At 56.1% G+C, this 16180-nt stretch carries 13 protein-coding genes; 7 read left to right on the top strand and 6 right to left on the bottom strand.

Going from position 1 to position 16180, the window contains the following annotated elements; all coding sequences use genetic code 11:
• Positions 1–125 precede the first annotated feature (125 nt).
• Genes HMPREF0201_RS20240 through licT form a run of 3 tightly spaced genes read left to right on the top strand, consistent with a single transcriptional unit; the run spans position 126 to position 4267 of the window.
• A complete protein-coding gene (locus HMPREF0201_RS20240) occupies positions 126–1994 on the top strand; it encodes a beta-glucoside-specific PTS transporter subunit IIABC (RefSeq protein WP_016538616.1) in 1869 nt (622 codons plus the stop codon).
• The gene (locus tag HMPREF0201_RS20245) at positions 1991–3406 is read left to right on the top strand and encodes a glycoside hydrolase family 1 protein (RefSeq protein WP_016538617.1); all 1416 of its coding nucleotides are present in this window, start codon (positions 1991–1993) and stop codon (positions 3404–3406) included. Before HMPREF0201_RS20240 ends, HMPREF0201_RS20245 begins: the two co-directional genes overlap by 4 nt.
• A gap of 21 nt (positions 3407–3427) precedes the next feature.
• On the top strand, positions 3428–4267 hold the full coding sequence (gene licT / locus HMPREF0201_RS20250; protein WP_016538618.1) for a BglG family transcription antiterminator LicT: 840 nt from the start codon (positions 3428–3430) through the stop codon (positions 4265–4267).
• A gap of 12 nt (positions 4268–4279) precedes the next feature.
• Here the strand turns inward: licT and HMPREF0201_RS20255 are convergent, their stop codons facing one another.
• Complete coding sequence (locus HMPREF0201_RS20255; RefSeq protein ID WP_016538619.1) at positions 4280–5473, bottom strand: BaiN/RdsA family NAD(P)/FAD-dependent oxidoreductase; 1194 nt, start codon at positions 5471–5473, stop codon at positions 4280–4282.
• A 229-nt stretch (positions 5474–5702) separates the two neighbouring features.
• Here HMPREF0201_RS20255 and pitA point away from each other — a divergent pair, with 229 nt between their 5' ends.
• Positions 5703–7199 carry an inorganic phosphate transporter PitA gene (gene pitA, locus HMPREF0201_RS20260; protein WP_016538620.1) on the top strand — a complete coding sequence of 499 codons (1497 nt, stop codon included), beginning with the start codon at positions 5703–5705 and terminating at the stop codon, positions 7197–7199.
• Positions 7200–7277: 78 nt separating this feature from the next.
• Here the strand turns inward: pitA and uspB are convergent, their stop codons facing one another.
• Positions 7278–7613, bottom strand: a complete 336-nt coding sequence (uspB, locus tag HMPREF0201_RS20265; RefSeq protein WP_016538621.1) for a universal stress protein UspB — start codon at positions 7611–7613, stop codon at positions 7278–7280.
• Positions 7614–7980: 367 nt separating this feature from the next.
• Between uspB and uspA the strand changes: the two genes are divergently transcribed.
• Positions 7981–8418, top strand: coding sequence for a universal stress protein UspA (gene uspA / locus HMPREF0201_RS20270; protein WP_008458645.1), 438 nt, complete (start codon positions 7981–7983; stop codon positions 8416–8418).
• A gap of 47 nt (positions 8419–8465) precedes the next feature.
• Here the strand turns inward: uspA and rsmJ are convergent, their stop codons facing one another.
• The 3 genes from rsmJ to HMPREF0201_RS20285 form a co-directional block, all read right to left on the bottom strand.
• Positions 8466–9218 carry a 16S rRNA (guanine(1516)-N(2))-methyltransferase RsmJ gene (gene rsmJ, locus HMPREF0201_RS20275; RefSeq protein ID WP_016538623.1) on the bottom strand — a complete coding sequence of 251 codons (753 nt, stop codon included), beginning with the start codon at positions 9216–9218 and terminating at the stop codon, positions 8466–8468.
• Between the two features lie 8 nt (positions 9219–9226).
• The gene (gene prlC, locus HMPREF0201_RS20280; protein ID WP_016538624.1) at positions 9227–11269 is read right to left on the bottom strand and encodes an oligopeptidase A; all 2043 of its coding nucleotides are present in this window, start codon (positions 11267–11269) and stop codon (positions 9227–9229) included.
• A gap of 164 nt (positions 11270–11433) precedes the next feature.
• Entirely contained in the window at positions 11434–12705 is a 1272-nt protein-coding gene (locus HMPREF0201_RS20285; RefSeq protein WP_016538625.1) for an acid phosphatase, read from the bottom strand.
• A 195-nt stretch (positions 12706–12900) separates the two neighbouring features.
• Between HMPREF0201_RS20285 and HMPREF0201_RS20290 the strand changes: the two genes are divergently transcribed.
• Positions 12901–13743, top strand: coding sequence for a 23S rRNA (adenine(2030)-N(6))-methyltransferase RlmJ (locus tag HMPREF0201_RS20290; RefSeq protein WP_016538627.1), 843 nt, complete (start codon positions 12901–12903; stop codon positions 13741–13743).
• 86 nt (positions 13744–13829) lie between these two features.
• On the top strand, positions 13830–15182 hold the full coding sequence (gorA, locus tag HMPREF0201_RS20295; RefSeq protein WP_016538628.1) for a glutathione-disulfide reductase: 1353 nt from the start codon (positions 13830–13832) through the stop codon (positions 15180–15182).
• Between the two features lie 60 nt (positions 15183–15242).
• Here the strand turns inward: gorA and kdoO are convergent, their stop codons facing one another.
• Entirely contained in the window at positions 15243–16136 is an 894-nt protein-coding gene (gene kdoO, locus HMPREF0201_RS20300) for a Kdo hydroxylase KdoO (protein WP_016538629.1), read from the bottom strand.
• Positions 16137–16180 lie beyond the last annotated feature (44 nt).

Below are 16180 nucleotides of genomic sequence, written 5' to 3' on the forward strand. Positions count from 1 at the left end.
AACGCATTTTTATTGAGGCGTGTCACTGCTCAGGCAGGCAAGACCAAAATAAGAATGCACTTCTCCTGCGGGCGAGGTGCATTTTCATTTTGGTCTTTTTTTTGTTTTTTTTCCGGGGAAAACTGATGGATTACAAACAGCTTGGTATTGAAATTTTAGCGCTGGCGGGAGGTAAGCAGAACGTCAGCAAACTCACGCATTGCGCCACGCGCTTGCGGATGGAGTTTAATGACGACGCGAAAGTGAACGCAAAAGCCATCGAAGCGTTGCCGGGCGTGATAAGCGTTGTAGATCGTGGGGGCCAATTCCAGATTGTGGTCGGGAATAACGTTCAGCAAGCGTTCCGTGCGATGCAAAAAGAGATTGGGCAATCCGGCGCGCAAACGGGTGGGCAGCAAAAACAGAAGGCCAAAGGCGGGATGATTTCGCAAATTATCAGCGTTATCTCAACCACCTTTACGCCGGTTATACCGGCCATTACAGGCGCGGGCATGATCAAAGCGCTGCTGGCTATTCTAAAACTGACCGGCGTGATGGCGGCTGACAGCCCGACTTATCACCTGCTGGATACCATTTCTGATGCGGCATTTTTCTTCCTGCCGGTGCTGCTGGCCTACGGCGCATCTATCAAATTTGAATGTAACCCGATTCTGGCGATGACCATCGCGGGGGCCCTGTTGCACCCTAATCTGGCTCAGATGATGGCGGCCGGGACGGCGATTGATTTCATCGGTATTCCGGTTCGTCTGGCCGATTACGCTGGCTCCGTATTGCCGATTATCTTCACCGTCTGGCTAATGTCATACGTCGAACGCTTCGCTGAGAAAGTGTCGCCGACGATGATTAAATTCTTCACTAAGCCAATGATTATCCTGCTGGTAACGGCCCCTCTGGCGCTGGTTGTGGTTGGGCCTTTCGGCATCTTCCTGAATGACGTGGTAGCCAGCGGGGCGGCGATAATAGACGGCAAAGCGAGCTGGCTGATTCCAATGTTAATGGGCGGATTACAGCCGTTCCTGGTGATAACCGGTACGGCCTGGGCGATGACGCCGATAGCAACCGGGCAGCTCGGTAAAAATGGTTTTGAGATGATTAATGGCCCCGGCATGCTGGCCTCGAACATTGCGCAGGGGGCCGCGACGCTGTGCGTTGCGTTCCGCACGAAGAACAAAAACCTGCGCCAGCTGGCCTCTTCCGCCGGTTTCACAGCGCTGCTGGGAATAACCGAGCCTTCGCTGTATGGCGTCACGCTGAAACTGCGTAAGCCGCTGATTGCGGCGATGATCGGCGGCGGCTGTGCCGGTATTTATGCCGGGCTTAGCGGGCTGGTGCGTTACGCGTTTGTCTCGCCTGGGCTGGCGGCGCTCCCGGCGTTTATCGGTGAAAACCCGATGAATATCGTCCACGCGCTGATCACCTGCGCCATCGCGATGGTGGTCACATTTGCGCTTACCTGGATTCTGGGCTTCGAAGACCCGGTTGAAGAGACGCCAGAAGGGCAAGATGCCGCGCCAGCTCCCGCTACGCAACCGCAGATAATCAGCCCGCTGGCCGGTGAGTTAGTCACGTTGGATCAAGTGAGTGACGACGTGTTTTCACAAGGCCTGCTGGGCAAAGGTGTCGCGATCATTCCGCATGAGGGCCTGCTGCGTGCGCCGGTTGATGGGGAAGTGGTGACATTCCTGCCTTCCCGGCACGCCGTAGGTATCCGCGGTGACAATGGCGTGGAGATCCTGATGCACATCGGGATTGATACCGTCAATCTGGGCGGCGAGCATTTTACCTCTGAGCTTCAGGTTGGGGATCGGGTGCGGGCGGGTGATGAGCTGGTGCGTTTTGATATTGCCGCCATCGTCGCGCTGGGTTACGAAATCATCACGCCGGTACTGGTGGTAAACAGTGACGAATATCCGCAACTGGAATGCCGCGAACCGGGTAATGTTCATTTTGGCGAGCAGATAATGACGCTGGATACAGCAAAGGATAAAGCATGATTTTCCAGACGCTTGAAGGGTTTCCAAAAGATTTCCTGTGGGGCGCATCAACGTCGGCCTATCAGGTCGAAGGAGCGTGGAACGAGGACTGTAAAAGTCCGTCGGTCGTGGATATGCTGACGCATCCTGAAGAAGCCGCTGATTTCACGGTCGCCAGCGATCATTATCATCGCTTTCGCGAGGATATCGCCCTGTTTGCCGAGCTGGGGCTGAAAGCCTACCGGTTCTCCGTAGCCTGGACGCGCATTCTGCCGGACGGAACCGGCGAGGTAAATCAGGCCGGGCTGGCGTTTTACCAGCAGTTGATCGACGAGCTGCTTCATCACGGTATTGAGCCGATAGTGACTCTCTATCATTTTGATCTGCCATATATTCTTGAACAGCAGGGGGGCTGGTCGAACAGGGCAACAATTGATGCTTTTGTGGAGTATGCCGCCGTGTTGTTTACGGCCTTTGGCAGCAAAATCAAATACTGGCTGACCATCAATGAGCAAAATACGATGATTTTGCATCCCGGTGCAATTGGGATGCCGAAGGGCGGAGAGTTGCCGTCAAAGCAGGTGCTGTATCAGCAAAATCACCACATGATGGTGGCGCAGGCTCGGGTGATGGCGTTATGCCACCAGCTTTGCGCTGGCGGGAAAATTGGTCCGGCGATTAACACCACGTCGATGTATCAGGAGACCTGCCATCCGCTCGATGCCATCGCCGCCCATAACTGGGAGACGTTGCGCTGCTGGAGCTTCCTGGATGTAGCCGTTCACGGCCGCTATAACGCGCTGGCCTGGCGCTATCTTGAGGATCGGGGCCTGGCCCCGGTCATGGCACCTGAAGATGCCGCCCTGTTATTAGAGGGCAAACCGGACTATGTGGCGATTAACTATTACTCAACGGCAACCATCGCCGCCAGCCGGGGCGATGGTTCAGACCTCAGCGCACGGGCGGGCGATCAGCAAATTATGCTGGGTGAGCCGGGGGTATATCGGGCGGCGGAAAACCCCTTTGTGGATAAAACCCAATACGGCTGGGTCATCGATCCGGTCGGGCTACGCCTGACTTTGCGTAAAACCTGCGAGCGCTACCATCTGCCAATCCTGATAACCGAGAATGGAATCGGTGCGGCAGATACTTTGCTGCCGGATGGTACAATTAATGACAACTATCGCATTGAATTTATGCACCAGCACGTTGAGCAGATGCAATTGGCTATTAACGACGGCGTCGAACTGCTCGGGTACTGCCCATGGGCGGCTATTGATGTAGTCAGCACACATCAAGGCTATGCAAAGCGCTACGGGTTTATCTACGTTAACCGGGGTGAAAAAGACCTCATGGATCTGCGGCGTATCAAAAAGAACAGCTTCGCCTGGTATCAGCGCTTAATTGCGTCAAACGGCGAGCTACGCGGCTAAGGCAAAGGGTTGGCTGAGAAAATGAAGGTCATTAAGGTCCTCAACAATAGCCTGGTGCTCACAACGGATGGCGATAAGCACGAAGTTATCGCCATGGGCAAAGGTATTGGCTTTAGCAGCAAAGTCGGTGACGTTCTCGACCCGGCCTGCATTGAGAAAATATATGCGGTACAAAATAATCAGAAAGGCCGTGAATATCTGCGGCTGATTGAAGATACGCCGGAAGCGCATATTGAGATTGTGCAGACGATCCTCAGCCTGGCAAATGCCGGGCTGAAAGGCCGGGTCAACGAGCAGATATTTTTCACTCTGGTCGATCACATCAGTTTTGCCATCGAGCGTTATCACAACGGGATAACTATCCAGAACCGACTGCTTTTCGAGGTGAAGCGCTTTTATCCCCGCGAATTCGCGGTAGCAACGCAGGCGCTGGCGTTCATCAATCAGCGGCTGAATATCCAGCTTCCTGAAGAAGAAGCGGGCAATATCGCCTTTCATCTGGTCAACGGCCAGACGGATGTGCAAAACATGGAGCACACGCTGCTGGCGGTGAAAATGCTGAAGGATATTTTCAATATCATCCAGTATCACTTTCGCATCACTATCGACACTGAATCACTCAATTACGCCCGTTTTCTGCTTCATATGCAGTTCTTCATTCAGCGCATGGTGGAAAAACAGCAGGTCATCTCAAAGGATGATTTTATCTTCGGGCAGGTCATTAAAGAGTATCCGCATATTTACCGGTGCGCGCTGCTCATCCGCGATTATGTTAAAAATCTGCTGGAAATGGAGATGTCCAACGACGAACTGCTGTATCTGGTGATTCACCTGACGCGTATTACCGAAAGAGATGACTGAGTGAGTTAACAATCATTCACCGGCCAATGCCTGAGCGCAGGCCCAGGCCGAACTCCACGCCCACTGAAAGTTATAGCCACCCAGCCAGCCGCTGACGTCCATTACTTCGCCGATGAAGTACAGGCCCGGCGCTTTTTTGGCTTCCATGGTGCGCGAAGAAAGTTCATTGGTGTCCACGCCGCCAAGCGTCACTTCCGCCGTGCGGTAACCTTCGGTGCCGTTGGGCTGCACGCGCCAGGATTGCAGAGTTTCAACCAGCTCGCTTTGCTGGCGAACGTTGAGCTGTTTGAGCGTGACGTCCGGTATCTGCTGGAGCTGTTGCAGGCATTCCACCAGGCGCTTAGGCAGCAGCATGGAGAGGGTATTTTTCAGGCTCTGGTTCGGGTGGGCGCTACGCTGCTCGTTGATAAAACCGTCCAGATCGGTGTCCGGCAGCAGATTCACGCTGACAAATTCGCCCGGCTGCCAGTAGCTGGAAAGCTGTAAAACCGCCGGGCCGGACAGCCCGCGGTGGGTAAAAAGCAGGCTTTCGCGGAAGCTGACCCCGTTTTCGGCGGTAATCACCGAAGGCACGGAGACGCCGGACAGCACCTGAAGCTGCTCCAGCAGAGGTTTATGCAGGGTAAACGGCACCAGCCCGGCGCGGGTTGGCAGCACCTTCAGGCCAAACTGCTCGGCCACTTTATAGCCGAATGGCGTCGCGCCCAGGCCCGGCATAGACAGGCCGCCGGAGGCGATAACCAATTTTGGTGCCCATACGCTGTCGCCGTTAAGCTCCAGGGTATAACCCTGCTCGCCGCGCTCTATACTCAGCACTTCGCTGCGCAGGCGCATCGTCACCTTTCCCTTCTCGCACTCGGCCACCAGCATGTCGACAATTTGCTGCGCGGAGTCGTCGCAGAACAGCTGGCCGAGGGTTTTCTCGTGCCAGGCGATGCCGTGCTTGCCCACCATGTCGATAAAGTCCCACTGGGTATAACGCGCCAGCGCAGACTTGCAGAAATGCGGGTTCTGGCTGAGATAGGCCGCAGGCTCCACATAAAGGTTGGTAAAGTTGCAGCGTCCGCCGCCGGACATCAGGATTTTGCGGCCCGGCTTTTTGCCATTATCGATAAGCAACACGCGGCTGCCAGCCTGCCCGGCCATCGCCGCACAAAACATTCCCGCTGCACCCGCACCTATAATAATGGCATCAAACTTTTCCACGACCGACTCCCGACTATGCTTAAGGCAACGGATTGTAAAGATACGCGGCTGGTCGCACCAGCTTTAACGTCATTAACAATTGCAGGTGATTGAAAAACAAAATGTAAATCATTCCACCAACTGACCCGAAGGCGACTAATATCAAAAAAAGTCCAGATTTCACTTTGCCGCGGCTGAGGTTGTCTTACATAATGCGCCGCGTTCATGTCCTCAAAATGGCGTAACGTCTATGCTACATTTGTTTGCCGGCCTGGATCTTCATACCGGGCTTTTACTTTTGCTTGCTCTGGCATTTGTGCTGTTCTACGAAGCCATTAATGGTTTCCACGATACGGCCAACGCAGTAGCAACGGTGATTTATACCCGCGCTATGCGATCGCAACTTGCGGTGGCAATGGCTGCGGTATTTAACTTCTTTGGCGTTCTGCTCGGTGGGCTGAGCGTAGCCTATGCCATTGTGCATATGCTACCCACGGATCTGCTGTTAAACGTAGGGTCGGCCCATGGTCTCGCCATGGTGTTCTCTATGTTACTGGCCGCTATTATCTGGAACCTCGGCACCTGGTATTTCGGTCTGCCGGCCTCCAGCTCCCATACGCTTATCGGTGCCATTATCGGTATCGGTTTGACCAACGCGCTGATGACCGGTACCTCGGTAGTCGACGCGCTGAATATCCCGAAAGTTGTCGGTATCTTCGCTTCGTTAATTCTTTCCCCGATTGTCGGGCTGGTGATTGCCGGTGGGTTGATTTTCCTGCTGCGCCGTTACTGGAGCAACACCAAGAAAAAACAGCGTATCCACCTGACTCCGGCCGAACGTGAAAAGCAAGATGGCAAGAAAAAGCCGCCTTTCTGGACGCGTATTGCCCTGATCCTGTCCGCTATCGGCGTGAGCTTCTCGCACGGCGCTAACGACGGCCAGAAAGGCATTGGTCTGATAATGCTGGTGCTGATTGGCGTTGCGCCGGCGGGCTTCGTGGTTAACATGAACGCTTCCGGCTACGAAATCACCCGTACCCGTGATGCGGTGAACAACGTTGAGACTTTCTTCCAGCAACGTCCTGAGCTGCTGAAGAAAGCCACCGGCTCGGAACAGCTGATCCCTTCCCCGGAAGCAGGCTCAACTGAACCGGCTCAGTTCCACTGCCACCCGGCGAACGCGATTAACGCGCTTGACCGTGCGAAGCTGATGCTGACCGATATCGAAAGCTACGACAAGCTCACCATCGAGCAACGTAGCCAGCTGCGTCGCATCATGCTGTGCATCTCCGACACCACCGATAAAGTGGCGAAGCTGCCGGAAGTGAGCGCCGACGACCAGCGCCTGCTGAAAAAGCTGAAAGGCGATATGCTTAGCACCATCGAGTACGCGCCTATCTGGATTATCCTCGCGGTGGCTCTGGCCCTCGGCCTGGGTACGATGATCGGCTGGCGCCGCGTTGCGACCACTATCGGCGAGAAAATCGGTAAAAAAGGCATGACCTATGCGCAAGGGATGTCCGCGCAGATGACGGCTGCCGTTTCTATCGGTCTGGCGAGCTACACCGGGATGCCGGTTTCCACCACCCACGTTCTCTCTTCCTCCGTAGCGGGGACGATGATTGTGGACGGGGGCGGCCTGCAGCGTAAGACGGTAACCAATATCCTGATGGCCTGGATATTCACCTTACCGGCTTCGATTCTGCTTTCCGGCGGGCTGTACTGGATTGCGCTGCGCTTCGTGTAAGCGGCAGCCAAAAGAAAAGCGGGTCAGGAAACTGGCCCGCTTTTTTTATGCTTGTTCATAACCCTGCCCTGATAAAACCTAGTGCCAGATAATCAGCCCAACGAGGCTAATCACCACCAGCCCGCACAACGAACTCGTCAGAATAAACTGGCGACGAAGGCGCTCGCAGCGGCGAATAAACTCCTCATCGTGATGGTCCAGATAGCGCTGGCCGTAAATATAACGAACCAGGCGAACCTGTTTACTGGGTTGGCCGTGAGATGTAAAAAAACCGCCGCCGTCGACGTATTGATACAGCAGTGGGTCACATCCGCGCAGCACCACCAATAACGCACGCAGCGAAGAGTAATAACGCGCCATATTTACTACACAAACTACACAAAGCGCCCAGAACAGCGCGACGGTGCTGATCATGTACCCCTCCCGGCGAAGCCCTCGAAGCTCTTGCTCCGGGACAACCGCTCTCCCCGAAAACCCCTGTCAGACAATCCAGCGTGCAATAACCGACGCAGGTCACAGCTTTCTTCCCGCCCGGCTCATTTAATAGTGTAGGAGATCCCTTAATTTTTTTACCACCGCGTTAACCTTTATCAAAGTCACCATAATGATTTTTCGCTTGAATGTAATTGCGGGGTAGCGCATTGACGGGCTGAATAGCTCACTATAAGGTAGAAATACCATCTACAATTTAAGTCTTTAGGTAGGGTGACCGTAGCTCATGCCGCTGCGGTTCAGAAGATGACGGCGAGAGTCATCGATAACTTATGGAAGGAGTAACATTATGGCTTACAAACACATTCTGATCGCGGTAGACCTCTCTCCGGAGAGCAAAGTGCTGGTGGAAAAAGCGGTATCTATGGCGCGCCCATATAACGCGAAGGTTTCCCTGATTCATGTCGATGTAAATTACTCCGATCTGTATACCGGGCTGATTGATGTCAATCTGGGCGATATGCAGAAACGTATTTCCGAAGAAACCCATCACGCGCTAACCGAGCTGTCTACCGGCGCGGGCTACCCAATCACTGAAACCCTGAGCGGCAGCGGCGACCTCGGCCAGGTGCTGGTAGATGCGATTAAAAAATACGATATGGATTTGGTGGTATGCGGCCATCATCAGGACTTCTGGAGCAAGCTGATGTCCTCCGCTCGCCAGCTGATTAATACCGTGCATGTGGATATGCTGATTGTTCCGCTGCGGGATGAAGAAGACGAGTAACAGCATTGGCTCTCTCCCAACGGGAGAGGGCCAAGCCAACGGCCCGATTACTCCGGCGTCCCGGCATAAATATCAAACCGGTGTCCTTTAGTGACCACCGCATTCTGCGTCGCGACATCGGCCAGCGGCGGGGCGTAATCCGGGCGCTTTACCACTACCCTTTTCTTCGCCAGCATTCTCGCAGGCTCCAGCAGCCCGTCCGCATCTTCGTCAGGCCCCACCAGCGACTGAAACACGCGCATCTCTTTCTTCACCAGCGCGCTTTTCTGCTTATGTGGGAACATCGGGTCGAGGTAAACCACGTCCGGACGCGGCGTAATATCGCTTAACGCCGTCAGGCTGGATGCGTGAATTAGCTGGAGCCGCTCCTGTAACCAGCCGCCGATCTCCGCATCCTGGTAACCACGGCGCAGGCCGTCGTCCAGCAACGCGGCAACAACCGGATTGCGCTCCAGCATGCGCACGCGGCAGCCGACCGAGGCCAGCACGAAGGCATCTCGCCCCAGCCCGGCGGTGGCATCAACCACATCCGGCAAATAGCTGCCTTTAACGCCCACGGCTTTTGCCACCGCTTCGCCACGCCCGCCGCCAAACTTGCGGCGGTGCGCCATTGCCCCGGAAACAAAATCAACGAAAATGCCGCCCAGCTTTGGCTCATCGCGTTTGCGCAGTTCAAGATGCTCTGGCGTCAACACCAGCGCCATCAGGGCGTTTTCATCATGCTCGAGCTGCCAGCGCTCGCTCAAAACAGATAAGGCGCCGGAGTCGGCGCCTGCTTCAGTCAGTAAACAAATTTTCACGAGGTGAATTAGCCCTGAATGCCGTAGTGATCCAGCATCGCATCCAGCTGAGGCTCACGGCCACGGAAGCGCTTGAACAACTCCATTGGCTCTTCTGAGCCGCCGCGGGTCAGAATGTTGTCGAGGAACGACTGCCCGGTCTGACGGTTGAAAATACCTTCCTCTTCAAAACGAGAGTATGCATCCGCCGCCAGCACGTCCGCCCACAGGTAGCTGTAATAGCCCGCAGCGTATCCACCGGCAAAGATGTGGCTGAAGGCGTGCGGGAAGCGGCCCCAGCTCGGCCCCGGCACCACGGCAACCTGTTTCTTAATTTCGGCCAGCGTTTGCAGCACTTTTGCGCCCTGCTCCGGGTTAAATTCGGCATGCAGTCGGAAGTCGAACAGGCCGAACTCCAGCTGGCGCAGAATAAACAGCGCGGCCTGGTAGTTTTTGGCTGCCAGCATTTTCTCCAGCAGTTCTACAGGCAGGGATTCACCGGTTTCGTAATGGCCGGAGATAAACGCCAGCGCCTCCGGCTCCCAGCACCAGTTTTCCATAAACTGGCTCGGCAGCTCGACCGCATCCCACGGCACGCCGTTGATGCCGGACACGCCTGCGGTTTCGACTTTGGTCAGCATGTGGTGCAAACCGTGGCCGAACTCATGGAACAGGGTGATCACTTCGTCGTGGGTAAACAGCGCGGGTTTGCCGTTGACCGGACGGTTGAAGTTGCAGGTCAGGTAGGCGACCGGCTTTTGCAGCGAACCGTCGGCGCGACGCATCTGGCCTACGCAGTCATCCATCCACGCCCCGCCGCGTTTGTGCTCGCGAGCGTACAGGTCGAGATAGAAGCTACCGCGCAGTTCGCCCTGCTCGTCATACAGCTCGAAGAAGCGTACGTCCGGGTGCCAGACGTCGATATCTTTGCGCTCTTTGGCGGTAATGCCGTAGATGCGTTTTACCACTTCGAACAGGCCGTTAACCGCCCGCTCTTCCGGGAAGTACGGGCGCAGCTGTTCATCGCTGATGCTGTAAAGATGCTGTTTCTGTTTTTCGCTGTACCAGGTGATGTCCCACGGCTCCAGCTCTTCAACGCCGTAATGCTCTTTAGCGTAGGCACGAAGCTGAGCCAGCTCGGCTTCACCCTGCGGGCGGGCGCGTTTTGCCAGGTCAGACAGGAACTCCAGCACCTGCTGCGGGTTTTCCGCCATTTTGGTGGCGAGGGATTTTTCAGCGTAGTTGCCAAAGCCCAGCAGCTGAGCCAGTTCGTGGCGCAGAGCCAGAATCTCTTCCATCACCGGGGTGTTGTCCCACTTCCCGGCATTCGGCCCCTGGTCAGACGCACGAGTGGAATAAGCGCGGTACATCTCTTCGCGCAGCGCGCGGTTATCGCAGTAGGTCAGCACCGGCAGGTAACTTGGGATGTCCAGCGTCAGCAGCCAGCCGTCCTGCTCTTTGGCTTCGGCCTGGGCGCGGGCGGCGGCAAGCGCGCTTTCCGGCATCCCCGCAAGCTCGGCTTCGTCGGTAATCAGCTTGCTCCAGCCCATGGTGGCGTCGAGCACGTTGTTGCTGTAGGTAGAACCCAGCTCGGACAGGCGGGCAGAAATCTCGCCGTAGCGCTGCTGTTTATCCTTCGGCAGGCCAATACCGGACAGTTCGAAGTCGCGCAGGGCGTTATCCACCGCTTTCTTCTCGGCAAGGCTCAGCTTCGCGTAGTTCTCGCCGTCGCGCAGGTCACGGTAGGCGTTATACAGCCCTTCGTGTTGCCCAACCCAGGTGCTGTATTCGGACAGCAGCGGCAGCGTTTCTTCATAGGCTTCGCGCAGCTCCGGGCTGTTCTGTACCGAGTTCAGGTGGCTGACCGGCGAGAACAGGCGCCCGAGACGATCGTCCACTTCCGCCAGCGGCTGAACCAGGCTCTGCCAACTGTAAGGCGCGCCCTGGGCGACCACGCTTTCCACCGCCGCACGGCAGTCGGCCAGCGCTTTGCTTACGGCCGGGACAACGTGCTCAGGTTTGATGGAGGAAAACGGCGGCAGCTCGAAAGGAGTCAACAATGGATTGGTCATAAGCGCGTTCCTGATTAAAAGGGAGAGTGAAGCGCTCAAGCGGCGCTTTGTGCATGGGATCTAGCATGGGGTTAAGTGTAGCGAATTTCAATCCCGGGCGTTGCGCATTACCGGTATCAGTTTACTGATTTAAAAGGGGCAACAAGGTTGCCCCGAGCAGGAAATTAGTGAGCCTTCTGCGCCATTGCGTAAGCGGCAGGCAGGTTCAGGCGCTGCCAGAACTGCTGGTCAGGCGTGGTGCCGGACAGCGGGTAGCCGGCCGGCAAGGCGGTTTTCACCATCAGGTCGCGGCGCTGGGCGGCGGAGAGCTTAGGCAGCGCGGCTTCCAGCAGCACTTCGGCACCTTGCGGCACCTTAAGCGTTTGCTTCTCGCCCTTCTGCTGCGGCAGGTCGTAAGTCATGGTGAAGCGATAAAGTTCTTTCATCCCTGGCGCACGGTAAGGGTCGTCTTTAGCGGAAGATTTCGCACATTCGGCCAAAGAAGTGCCGCACTCTTTCTCCAGCGCGGTGCGCAGCTGGTCACGGGCTTCGTTAAACAGCGCGCGGTATTTCGGGTCGTTCAGATAGTTAGCCACGTTGCGCTGGGCCACCATGCGGGAACCCATTACGTCGAGCGGGTAATGCACGCCCAGTACGATGCGCGAGTAGCCGTAACGCGCTCCACGTTCGACCAGCGAGTCGAAGCGTTCAGGAACCATCTGCGCCATCAGCAGCGCATCGGTATAGCCGGTATTGGTGTGGCCGCTCGGGAACGAGCCGCCGTCTGCGGTATACGGCTTGTTATCTTTAATCACCACGTCGTCCGGTACCAGATGAATGGTGTTGCCGGAGATCAGGAACGGGCGCGGGTTGTTAAAGTGTTTCTTCGCCGCGCTGGTGCTGACTTCAGAGGCTTTAATCAGCGCTGCGGCCTTGCTCAGCTCGCCTTTATCGTAGGCGGCCAGGAAAGCTTTGCCCAGGCGAGGCCCCATGGCGTCGCTCAGAAAATAGAGATGGTTAATACCCTCTGCGTCTGCCAGCGCCTGGTGGCGGGAAGCCTGCACGGCATTCAGGTTAATGCTGGTGACGGTTTCGAGGTTTGGCTTAATCACGGAGTCCGGCAGCTTGCTGAACGCGGAGAGCAGCTCAATACCGGCTTTCTGGTTCGCTTTAGTCTGGAAGTCATAACCGCTGGCCTTCAGCCATGCGGTGTCCGCCAGTTTCTTGCTTTGCTTAGCCTTATCCAACTGGTCGCGCGTCAGCTTATCCGCATCGCCTTTCAGCGCGGCACGCAGCGCCGTGAGGGACTGGCTTTCCAGTTCGTCAAAGCTCTGGCTGCTATTCGCCGGGGTGACGGTATTGGCTATCGCCGCTGCCTGAGGTAAAGAGACATCCTTCGCCAGCGCGGGGACGGCCACGGCCAGCGCAGCAGCCAGTATTGAGAGACGGAGTTTCATTATTTTTCCTTTTATTCAAACGATTACCTTGCCTGGCTGCGACGCTATCCTGGTAATTTGACGCTTTTATGACACATTTATGTTTTGAAACGCTTTCGCCCCAATTGAAACAGCGCCGCGTCCGGGCGGTAATCTGCCGCAATCTGCGGTAAACTGTGGGAAATTTGTTTTCTTATTTGCGGAACTCCAGCCCCCATGCTCAGCTATCGTCACAGCTTCCACGCCGGTAACCATGCCGACGTACTGAAACACACCGTTCAAAGCCTGATTATTGAATCGTTAAAAGAGAAGGAGAAACCGTTTCTCTATCTCGACACCCACGCAGGCGCCGGTCGTTACCAGCTGAGCAGCGAGCATGCGGAGCGCACCGGAGAATATCTGGAAGGTATCTCCCGAATCTGGCAGCAGGACGATTTGCCCGCCGAGCTTGAGGCCTATATTGGCGCGGTGAAGCACCTGAACCGCAGCGGCAACCTGCGCTATTATCCGGGCTCCCCGTTGATTGCGCGCCACCTGCTGCGCGAGCAGGACAGCCTGCAGCTGACCGAGCTGCACCCGTCTGACTTCCCGCTGTTGCGCTCCGAGTTCCAGAAAGACGCCCGCGCCCGCGTTGAGCGTGCCGACGGCTACCAGCAGTTGAAGGCGAAACTGCCGCCGGTTTCCCGCCGTGGCCTGATCCTTATCGACCCGCCGTATGAGATTAAAACCGACTACCAGGACGTGGTAAAAGGCATTGCAGAAGGCTACAAGCGTTTTGCCACCGGCACCTACGCGCTGTGGTATCCGGTCGTACTGCGTCAGCAAATTAAACGCATGCTCCGCGAGCTGGAAGAGACCGGTATTCGCCGCATTCTGCAAATTGAGCTGGCGGTGCGCCCGGACAGCGATCAGCGCGGCATGACCGCCTCCGGCATGATTGTTATCAACCCGCCGTGGAAGCTTGAGCAGCAGATGACAAACGTGCTGCCGTGGCTGCACAAGAAGCTGGTTCCTGCCGGTACTGGCTCGACGACGCTGAGCTGGGTTGTGCCTGAATAACGGCCGTCCCTTTCACAGTAATTGGTAGAACCTTTATCCCGGCGCGCTACAATCGCGCCTTATTTTCGACTCAAAAGGGAAACATCATGACCAAACATTATGACTACCTCGCCATTGGCGGCGGCAGCGGCGGTATCGCCTCGATTAACCGTGCGGCAATGTATGGGAAGAAATGCGCACTGATTGAGGCGAAAGATCTCGGCGGCACCTGCGTGAACGTGGGTTGTGTACCGAAAAAGGTCATGTGGCATGCGGCACAAATCGCCGAGGCGATTCACAACTACGGCCCGGATTACGGCTTTGATACCACGCTGAACCACTTCGACTGGGACAAGCTTATTGCCAGCCGTACCGCATATATCGACCGCATTCACGCCTCTTACGACAACGTATTAGGTAAAAACAAAGTTGACGTTATTCGCGGCTTTGCAAAGTTTGTGGATGCCCATACCGTTGAAGTGAACGGTGAAACCATCACCGCAGACCATATTCTGATTGCCACCGGCGGCCGCCCAAGCCACCCGAACATTCCGGGTGCGGAATACGGCATCGACTCGGACGGCTTCTTTGAGCTGCCGGGCCTGCCTAAGCGTGTTGCCGTTGTTGGCGCAGGTTACATCGCGGTAGAAATCGCAGGCGTTATTAATGCCCTGGGTTCTGAAACTCATCTGTTCGTGCGCAAGCATGCGCCGCTGCGTACTTTCGACCCGTTAATCGTCGAAACGCTGCTGGAAATTATTGAAACAGAAGGCCCGACGCTGCACACCAACGCTATCCCGAAAGCGGTAGTGAAAAACGCAGACGGCAGCCTGACGCTGGAGCTGGAAGATGGCCGCGCTGAAACCGTCGACACCCTGATTTGGGCGATTGGCCGCGAACCGGCTAACGACAACTTCAACCTGCAGGTGACCGGCGTTGAGCTGGATGAAAAAGGCTACATCAAGGTCGATAAATTCCAGAACACCAACGTGGCTGGCATCTACGCCGTGGGCGATAACACCGGCGCCGTTGAGCTGACTCCCGTTGCGGTTGCGGCCGGCCGTCGCCTGTCCGAGCGCCTGTTTAACAACAAACCGGACGAGCACCTGGACTACAGCAACATCCCAACCGTCGTGTTCAGCCACCCGCCAATCGGCACCGTTGGCCTGACCGAACCGCAGGCTCGCGAGCAGTACGGCGAAGACAACGTGAAGGTGTATAAATCTTCCTTCACGGCGATGTACACCGCCGTGACCTCTCACCGCCAGCCGTGCCGCATGAAGCTGGTTTGCGCTGGCCCCGAAGAGAAAATCGTCGGCATCCACGGCATTGGCTTCGGCATGGACGAAATCCTGCAGGGCTTTGCGGTGGCGCTGAAAATGGGTGCGACCAAAAAAGACTTCGACAACACCGTGGCTATCCACCCGACCGCGGCGGAAGAGTTTGTGACGATGCGTTAATGGTTTAATGCCATGAAGTAAGATGAAAGAAGCTCACCCCGGTGAGCTTCTTTTTTTTCGCTAAATGAGCGGCTTGCGCAGCAGGCCTTCCAGCACCTTCAGGGGAGAGTGCTGCGGGCTTTGCATCGAATCCACCGGCAGCAAGAACGTCTGCTCCAGCATAAACTGCCCGCCCATTGCCGCGTGCGGCGTCTGGTCGGAGAAACATATCCAGCTGCTGCCAGCCGGGAACTCAATGGCCACCTGCGGTCCCTGTTTCTGGTAATCAGCATCTGCTTTCATCGCATCGTGCATTTGCAGCATCAGGTGGTCGTAATGGCTGCGGCGGCTTTTGGTGATCCCAACAGCATTTTGCAGCCAGCTGCTTACCGGGGAATAGTTTTTCAGCCGCGGCAAAAAACGCTCCGCCAGCGTCGGGAATGCTTCACCTACGCGCCAGCTGCGGCCTTCGCCAGTTGGATTGATGTTGGTAAAGATTCGCAGGATGCGCTCGCCGTAGTTAGGCCGGGAGGGGAAAGCATCCACATGCAGGCGACTGTCATCTTTACGCCAGGAAGTGCTATGCGTCCACTGCGTAACCGGGTGCAGCCGCAGGCTGTTGGTTGGCGTATGCAGCGCCTGCTGATATTCCGGCAGAATAGAACCGATCAACTGGAGGCAGGATTGATAGTGGCGCTGTAATAAAGCCCGTACCGCGGGTTCCTGCTCAGCCACGGCGACGCCGGTTAACTTATCCTTCAGCGGTTGGTAACTGATGTTCTTACGCTTAGGGTCAACAACGGCGGGGTTCAGGAGCGCCTGTTCCTGCGCCGTTAGCGTAAACGCCAGCTGCGGCAGGAAAATGACTTTGCCCTGCTCGAGCTCGCTAACGGCGGAGTCGGGCTGGTCGGCTCCCCAGTGAGAAAGCGCGTGAGTATGAGTGGCGGCGTTAAGCGATATATTTATATCCGACATAGCAATATCCTTGCGGAATATCCGGACGTATTTATTTTGCAGGT

It is taken from the genome of Cedecea davisae DSM 4568 (assembly GCF_000412335.2).
Lineage (GTDB): Bacteria > Pseudomonadota > Gammaproteobacteria > Enterobacterales > Enterobacteriaceae > Cedecea > Cedecea davisae.

Bases quoted from the DNA above. Each gene is read 5' to 3' on its own strand.
- HMPREF0201_RS20240 (WP_016538616.1), top strand. From the start codon at position 126: ATGGATTACAAACAGCTTGGTATTGAAATTTTAGCGCTGGCGGGAGGT.
- HMPREF0201_RS20245 (WP_016538617.1), top strand. From the start codon at position 1,991: ATGATTTTCCAGACGCTTGAAGGGTTTCCAAAAGATTTCCTGTGGGGC.
- licT (WP_016538618.1), top strand. From the start codon at position 3,428: ATGAAGGTCATTAAGGTCCTCAACAATAGCCTGGTGCTCACAACGGAT.
- pitA (WP_016538620.1), top strand. From the start codon at position 5,703: ATGCTACATTTGTTTGCCGGCCTGGATCTTCATACCGGGCTTTTACTT.
- uspB (WP_016538621.1), bottom strand. From the start codon at position 7,613: ATGATCAGCACCGTCGCGCTGTTCTGGGCGCTTTGTGTAGTTTGTGTA.
- uspA (WP_008458645.1), top strand. From the start codon at position 7,981: ATGGCTTACAAACACATTCTGATCGCGGTAGACCTCTCTCCGGAGAGC.
- prlC (WP_016538624.1), bottom strand. From the start codon at position 11,269: ATGACCAATCCATTGTTGACTCCTTTCGAGCTGCCGCCGTTTTCCTCC.
- HMPREF0201_RS20285 (WP_016538625.1), bottom strand. From the start codon at position 12,705: ATGAAACTCCGTCTCTCAATACTGGCTGCTGCGCTGGCCGTGGCCGTC.
- HMPREF0201_RS20290 (WP_016538627.1), top strand. From the start codon at position 12,901: ATGCTCAGCTATCGTCACAGCTTCCACGCCGGTAACCATGCCGACGTA.
- gorA (WP_016538628.1), top strand. From the start codon at position 13,830: ATGACCAAACATTATGACTACCTCGCCATTGGCGGCGGCAGCGGCGGT.
- kdoO (WP_016538629.1), bottom strand. From the start codon at position 16,136: ATGTCGGATATAAATATATCGCTTAACGCCGCCACTCATACTCACGCG.